Here is a 6,957-nt window from a genome sequence, read left to right as displayed (position 1 = left end):
ATCGTATTGGCCTCGATACCCCTTTCGACCAATTCGAGCTTGGTCCTTTCACAATTCGAAGGCATAGGTTCGATAGCGATCAAGGTGCCTTCTTTACCTATTCGGTGGCCAATCGGTATCACGTAGGAAGGAGGTGAGGTCCAATCAACTCCTGCTTGTACTGCGGTGTCTCCTCTTCGCAATACGCGTTGAAATCCGACAGAATGCTTTATTCGGATGAAGCTATTCCAAATGTTCAGATTGGATGTAAAAGGGCGCAAAAGGAGCAAGAGTATATGGACAATTACCCATTTGATGGGAAACGGAAGCCTCCGATATACTTGGATGAGTAGGTTCTTCATTCTTGATTACTGTACTAGCGAGACCTAGCTTTCTAATAATCGGATCACATTCTCCAAAGGCCTTCCCACGACAGCTTTATTGCCACGGATCACGATCGGCCGCTCGATCAATTTGGGATGTTCCAGCATAACATCCAGCCATTCATCCTCATTGAAGCCCATTCCTTTGAACTTCTCCTTGAAAAGGGTCTCCCCTTTGCGTAGCAGATCGCTGGGCTTCAGGTTCAGTTTGGCCAGGACTTTTTGGAACTCTTCACGACTGGGGACTTCTTTCAGGTATTCAAAGACTTCAACTTCGTGACCCTCATCCTGTAGATAGTTCAATGCCTCGCGGCTCTTCCGGCAACGGGTGATATGGTAGATCTCGACTTTCATTCTTAGTTGTTTACAGCATCCCCCTCCATCATCAGGAAAGCCTTCAGGAATTCTCCCACATCTCCATCGAGAACGGCATCTACATTGGAGGTCTCGTGGTTGGTGCGATTGTCCTTGACGAGTTTGTAGGGCTGCAGCACATATGATCTGATCTGTGAACCCCATTCGATCTTCTTCTTACTCGCTTCGATCTCGGCCCGAGCCTCGTTCTTCTTCTCCATCTCTATTTGAAGGAGCTGCGATTTGAGCAGTTGCATCGCTTTGTTCTTGTTCTCGAGTTGGCTTCGCGATTCCTTGTTCTCAATGATGATACCACTGGGGTGGTGACGCAGGCGCACGGCAGTCTCTACCTTGTTCACATTCTGTCCACCCGCTCCGGAGGCCCTCATGGTCTCAAAAGAGATATCGGACGGATTGATCTCTATCTCTATACTGTCATCCACCAAAGGATAGACATATACCGAGACGAATGAGGTATGTCTGCGGGCATTGCTATCATAGGGGGAGATGCGTACCAGACGGTGCACTCCGTTCTCACCTTTGAGGTAACCGTAGGAGAACTCCCCTTCGAATTCCAAAGTGACCGATTTGATACCTGCCACATCTCCTTCTTGGAGGTCCAACTCCTTGACCTTGTATCCGTTCTTCTCTCCCCACATGATGTACATGCGCATGAGCATACGTGCCCAGTCACAACTCTCTGTCCCACCGGCTCCGGCAGTGATCTGCATGATAGCGTTGAGGGAGTCCTCTTCAGCACTGAGCATGTTCTTGAATTCGAGCTCATCGACCGCCTCCAAGGCTTTAGAATAGCTGGATTCGAGCTCATCGTCACTGACCTCTCCTTCTTTGTGGAATTCTGCCATGACCTGTAGATCCTCTACAGCCACGCGGCAGGTCTCAAAAGCCTTGGTCCAGACCTTCAGGTTGCGGATCTCCTTCATAACGGCCTCGGCAGCCTTGGGGTCGTTCCAGAATTCCGGATCATGGGTATGCTTCTCCTTCTCTTGGATCTGCTCCAGTTTGTCCTCGATGTCCAGATAGCCCTTCAAAGCCTCCAATCGTTCGGTGAGACTACTGATCTGATCGCTCGTAATCATGGGCTCAAAGGTATGATTTCATAGGGCCGCTCATTCGCGATCAAGTGCCTAGAACGTTTGATGAAAACTCGTCTTGCATAATATCTCTCAATGCATTAGCTTTAGAAGCTTTTTTGAGGTAGGTAGGAGGATTCACACCATCTCGACCATTTTATTCTATTCATTAAACAATCAAACAATGAGAAAGAGATTTCTATTGAAGTCCTTGATGGCCATGCTATTGCTAATCGGTTTCAAGGCAGAATCAATTGCACAGGATGATATCTGTACACCAACGGCATTGACTGTAGGTGTTCAAGCCAGTGCTGATAACACAGGCGCGACAGCAGATGGGCCTATTGGTGGATGTTGGTTCGATGCGACAGTCGAGAATGACATCTGGTTCACCTTTGTGGCCCCAGCATCGGGAGATGTGAACATCGAGACCATCTTCACTGGTGGTAATTCCGATACTCAGATCGGGGTCTATTCATCGTCCGATGGCACCTGTACTGGAACGCTTACAGAAGTAGGGTGTAATGATGACAACCCTGTTGACTTCATGGCCATAGCTGACGTGTGTGGGCTTACACCAGGTTCACAGTATTTTTTACAAGTCGATGGATGGCAAGGTGCCGCAGGAGCATTCGATATCCTGATCACTGAGATCTTCGGTTGCGAATCGTGTGACCCTACAGGATGTGATGCTGGAGGAATCGTAGATGATACTCCAATAGGACTCTGCCCAGATGAGATCGGTTCCATCACAGGTACCGGGATTACATTGCCAACGGACAATTCAACCTGTAATGCAGTAGAAGCAATCCTTTTCACACCTTTGGCCGGAGCGACCGGTGGAGTTGCAGGAGGATTCAATCTCACGTTCGCAGGTGGGATAACCTGGCCCTATACATTCGATAGTGACGTGAATGGTGTTATGTCCGGCAATGGTCTGGACTCCCTTCGCGGAAATTGGGAACTTCGACCAGCAGTTTTTGTACAATTCGACAATACCAATTGTGCAATTTCTTCAGACTCTTTGATAGTGACGTTCTTCGGTCAAGGAGAAGGTGGTTGTGATGCCTGTGACCCAGCCGGCTGTGAAGCGGGAAATCCCGCGGATGACTCACCCCAGGTACTCTGTCCAGATGACGTTCTTCCGGTGGACTTTCTCGGGTGGTCTCCTCCAACCGATCAGACCTGTGCGTATGATTATCGATTAAGGTTCCGCCCTGTGTCATTGGCCTCAGGTGGATTTACCGATACTTTGTGCAATTCAGTAGGCTGGACATTGATCATCGACCCGAGCCTTACTGCGAATGTTTCCAGCGATATGCTAGGTTTCAGTAGTTCTTTCCTCCTCGAACCCATGCGTGGGAACTGGGTGATCGATGGTATCATGGTGGTCGATGGATTCATTTGCGATTCCACGGATAGGGATATCGATGTCAACTTCTTGGATTATGAAGAAGAAGGCTGCCCTTCTAAATGTGCTCCCGATCAGAACGACATCACCGTGAGTATCAATTTCGATGATTACTCTGAAGAAACATCCTATACCCTTCGCGATGATGCCGGGAACATCATAGATTCTACAGGTAGCGCACTTACAGGATTCTCGTGCTTCACCAAGTCCTATTGTCTGCCGGATGGCTGCTATTCATTCACCATCTACGATGCCTTTGGTGATGGGATTTGCTGCCAATGGGGAAATGGATCTTATTCCGTGACCGATGATGCTGGCGCCACGCTGGCCTCCGGAGGAGACTTCGGGAATTCAGAAACGACTGCATTCTGCCTTGGTGGACAAGATTGCTCGGTATTCGATACTGCACCGGTCGATCTGACCAAGTCCTTTGAATGTGTGCCTTACAACGACCCGGAGGGAGTACGTGATCGTGTTCAGGTCAAATGGTTCAAGGCACTTGGACAAGTGCGCTATACCGATGAAGATGCTGCTATGTGTGACATCCAATTCTGGCCGAAGAAACAATTGGACGAATTCGGTAATGTGATCGGTGACCCGGCCAATACAGACACCATCACTTTGGTGGATAAGGTCAAGACATATGGCGATGGCTCTCCACGCTCCATCTTCAAGTGGCCGATAAAGTTCCGTGCCGATGGTGTCAACAATAACAACCGCGTAGAACCCAATGTCCGTTATGGATGGAGAGTACGCTGTGAGTGTGGGCATGACGGAAATGGACCTGAATCTCCATGGAGTGAGTCCAAGATCTTCAACACACCTAATTTCAATCCTGTCACGGGCATTGATGAGTCGGATCCATGTATAACTAATGAGATAGAGGACTCTTCGGATGAGACGGTGAAAGCGCTTGCGCAGACCAGCAAGAAGGCTGTGATAAAGACGCATCCATTGGTGTCAAGTGATCATCAGGATGCCTTGCTCCAAAAGAGAAAAGGACAGAAAGGTCAATTGGTGCTTCCTCTGGAGAAAGAACCGGTAGCTCAGAAAAGAGCGGTTCTTTCAAGCTCTATGAGCCTCTACCCGAACCCGGTAGACAATGAGCTGACCATCCGCTTGACCGACAAGGTCAGTGGAGTAGCTCAGATCCGCATCATGGACATGACCGGAAGACTCATCGAGGATTCGTACACCAGCTTGAGAGGTGAGCATGCCTCGCTGAGAGTGAATGTGTCCGATCTCGGTACCGGACTGTACAGTATCGAGGTTCTGGTCAACGGAAAGGTCTATAGAGACCAGTTCGTTGTCAAATGAACTCACTGACATGATCTTTTGTGAAAGGCCGCTCGTTCAGAGTGGCCTTTCACTTTTTATACCCATTGATTCCCTGATCGTTTTGGGCTATCTTTCACCTTCGACTCGCACAACTAGGCTATCTGCCAGCTTCGGGTCGGACCATTAAAACGATCGAACCATGAAACGGATCACCTATCTGGTAATCTCCCTGTTCCTGTATGGAACAGTTTCTACCCAATGTACTGACCCAGGAAATGGGCCATATGGAAATTTCAACGGCACCTTTGGTGGGGCACCTGACTGTATCGAATCCGGACAGACGGTAGCGGTGAATACTCTGACCGGAATAGATATCTGGCCGTCTGACTCCTATGCCATGAACAATATCGAGGCTGGGGTGCAGTATGAATTCGGAGTAGTGAATGGGGCGGCCAACGCTGGTTCAGCATGGCCGATCCACTTTACCGTACTGGATGGCGGTGGCACTCCTGTGACCTCGGGTCCTGCCGGGCCGGGTACTCTCTCTTCACATGCCATATCGTGGACAGCTCCGAGTGCCGGATCCTACCTGATAGTGATCAGGGAGGTGGGAGAATGCAGCCCACCATACTCCAGTGACTTTGAAGACAATGGAACACCCTATATCGCCAACCTGAGTACACAAGAAAGCTGTGTGCCATGTGATGACAGTAGCTGTGAAGCGGGCAGCATCGTAGACGATACCCCGGTCACCCTCTGTCCCGATGAGTTCACCAGTATCGATGTCAACGGAGTGGTGGTCCCTGGACCCGAATGCGAAGGAGAGCTGCAATTGGTCTTCAGTCCGGGTCCTGGCGGCACGGGAGCAGTGCCCCAGGGCTTCTACTTGATCGATCCGTCTTTTCCCTATTCATTCGATAGCGATGTCAATGGCATCCTCTCCTTCAATTCCTTAGAACCCTTGCGTGGTACTTGGAAAGTCCAACCGGCTGTTGCCAGTCAGGGTATGGTCTGCGATACCACCTTCAGTCACCTGGAGGTCACTTTCTTGGATTATGGCGAAGGACCATGTGACACCAGCGCGACATGTGTGGCTGGAGATGTATTGCTCGGTGATCAGACGGTCTGCCCGACAGATCCGATCGATCTGAGTTTGACCAAGGAGCATGTCCTTCCTTCACCGGGAATCTTCTACTGGTACTTTGAGAATGTTTCCGATACTTCGGATTATCGATTACTCAATTTCGGGAATGACCCCGGATTCTATCAGTACCAGGGAGACCTTAATTTCCTACTCGCCCAGAACAACATAGACACACTCACTCCGGGGGATTGGTACTTCTTGGGGCTACCGGTCGACCTCACCGATACGACCTTCTGTGACGAGACTCCGGTCTATATCTTTTCAGTTCTGGATTCTTCAGACCCGCTATGCGGAGGCTCTACCTGTAGTTTGAGTGAGACAGCGCCTGTCGACATCACTAAATCCCAGCAACCTGTGCCATATCCCAATGGCGTCATCGATCGTGCTCAGGTCAAATGGTATAAAGCCTCTCCTCAGGTCAAATACACGGCCGAGGATAATACGGCAGTGGATATCGAATTCTGGCCTATACGGGACCTGGCCACCAATACTCCCATCATCGATGGGGATACCACCCTACTTTCCAAGAAGACCAAACCCAACAAGGACTTCTTCAAATGGCCGATCAAGTACGACCGGTCCGATGTGCATCCCAATACGCGCTATCGCTTCCGCATCCGGGTCTATTGTGATGCAGGGAATGGCCCCGTCTCCCCATGGTCAGAAGAGAAGATCTTCAACACACCCGATTTCGATCCTGAGACCGGCATATTCACTCCACCGGGCATCGATTGGCCCGAAGAGGCAGACCTGAAATCCAGTCATGTGGTCGAAGAGATAAAAAGGCCGAGGAATTTCGGAACGGCCAAGGCTAAGAGCAATTCTCGTGTACGGATGCAGAGAATAGAATCGGTCAAGACAAAGCACATGTCGAGAGAGCAAGCCATAGAGGTGGTCCTCTTTCCCAATCCGGTAGAAGGGATATTGAACCTACAGGCCGACCGTGCAATGGAGACCGTTATCGTAAGGGATATGGCTGGTCGCATCCTACTACAATCGCGGCCAAATAGAAGAACACTACGCATAGAGCTGCATTCTTTGTCTCCAGGGATGTACATCATAGAGGTTGAATCCCAAGGGCAGCTCGACCATAGAAGTTTTGTGGTGAAATAGATACGTGCAGATATTCTGAGAAGTAGAGGCTCCATTCCGGGGCCTCTTTTATTATTTCTGTGTGAAAAGCACTTGGTAGATGATGTCGCTCTCGTAGCCCTTCTGCTGGAGGTAGCGGAAGACCTTGCTTTTCTTCTCCCGCTCATCCTTGCCTTTGACGCGCTCCATCTTGTATTGTGCGAGCTCACGGATGCTTTCCAG

At 49.8% G+C, this 6,957-nt stretch carries 5 protein-coding genes; 2 read left to right on the top strand and 3 right to left on the bottom strand.

The window, feature by feature from the left end; all coding sequences use genetic code 11:
• Window positions 1–365 precede the first annotated feature (365 nt).
• Together arsC and HKN79_12070 are read right to left on the bottom strand one after the other, a co-directional pair.
• A complete protein-coding gene (gene arsC, locus HKN79_12075; protein NNC84305.1) occupies window positions 366–716 on the bottom strand; it encodes an arsenate reductase (glutaredoxin) in 351 nt (116 codons plus the stop codon).
• A 2-nt stretch (window positions 717–718) separates the two neighbouring features.
• The gene (locus HKN79_12070; GenBank protein ID NNC84304.1) at window positions 719–1,816 is read right to left on the bottom strand and encodes a peptide chain release factor 2; all 1,098 of its coding nucleotides are present in this window, start codon (window positions 1,814–1,816) and stop codon (window positions 719–721) included.
• A 178-nt stretch (window positions 1,817–1,994) separates the two neighbouring features.
• On the opposite strand from HKN79_12070, the gene HKN79_12065 reads away from it, so the two are divergent.
• A complete protein-coding gene (locus HKN79_12065) occupies window positions 1,995–4,538 on the top strand; it encodes a T9SS type A sorting domain-containing protein (GenBank protein ID NNC84303.1) in 2,544 nt (847 codons plus the stop codon).
• Between the two features lie 160 nt (window positions 4,539–4,698).
• Window positions 4,699–6,756, top strand: a complete 2,058-nt coding sequence (locus tag HKN79_12060) for a T9SS type A sorting domain-containing protein (protein NNC84302.1) — start codon at window positions 4,699–4,701, stop codon at window positions 6,754–6,756.
• 51 nt (window positions 6,757–6,807) lie between these two features.
• Here the strand turns inward: HKN79_12060 and HKN79_12055 are convergent.
• The coding region (locus HKN79_12055; protein ID NNC84301.1) for a RecX family transcriptional regulator at window positions 6,808–6,957 on the bottom strand (150 nt) is incomplete at its 5' end.

It is taken from the genome of Flavobacteriales bacterium (assembly GCA_013001705.1).
GTDB lineage: Bacteria > Bacteroidota > Bacteroidia > Flavobacteriales_D > JABDKJ01 > JABDLZ01.
This window is presented reverse-complemented; position numbering and strand designations above follow the sequence as displayed.

Excerpts from the sequence above, each read along its gene's own strand:
- arsC (NNC84305.1), bottom strand. The coding sequence starts at position 716 with ATGAAAGTCGAGATCTACCATATCACCCGTTGCCGGAAGAGCCGCGAG.
- HKN79_12070 (NNC84304.1), bottom strand. The coding sequence starts at position 1,816 with ATGATTACGAGCGATCAGATCAGTAGTCTCACCGAACGATTGGAGGCT.
- HKN79_12065 (NNC84303.1), top strand. The coding sequence starts at position 1,995 with ATGAGAAAGAGATTTCTATTGAAGTCCTTGATGGCCATGCTATTGCTA.
- HKN79_12060 (NNC84302.1), top strand. The coding sequence starts at position 4,699 with ATGAAACGGATCACCTATCTGGTAATCTCCCTGTTCCTGTATGGAACA.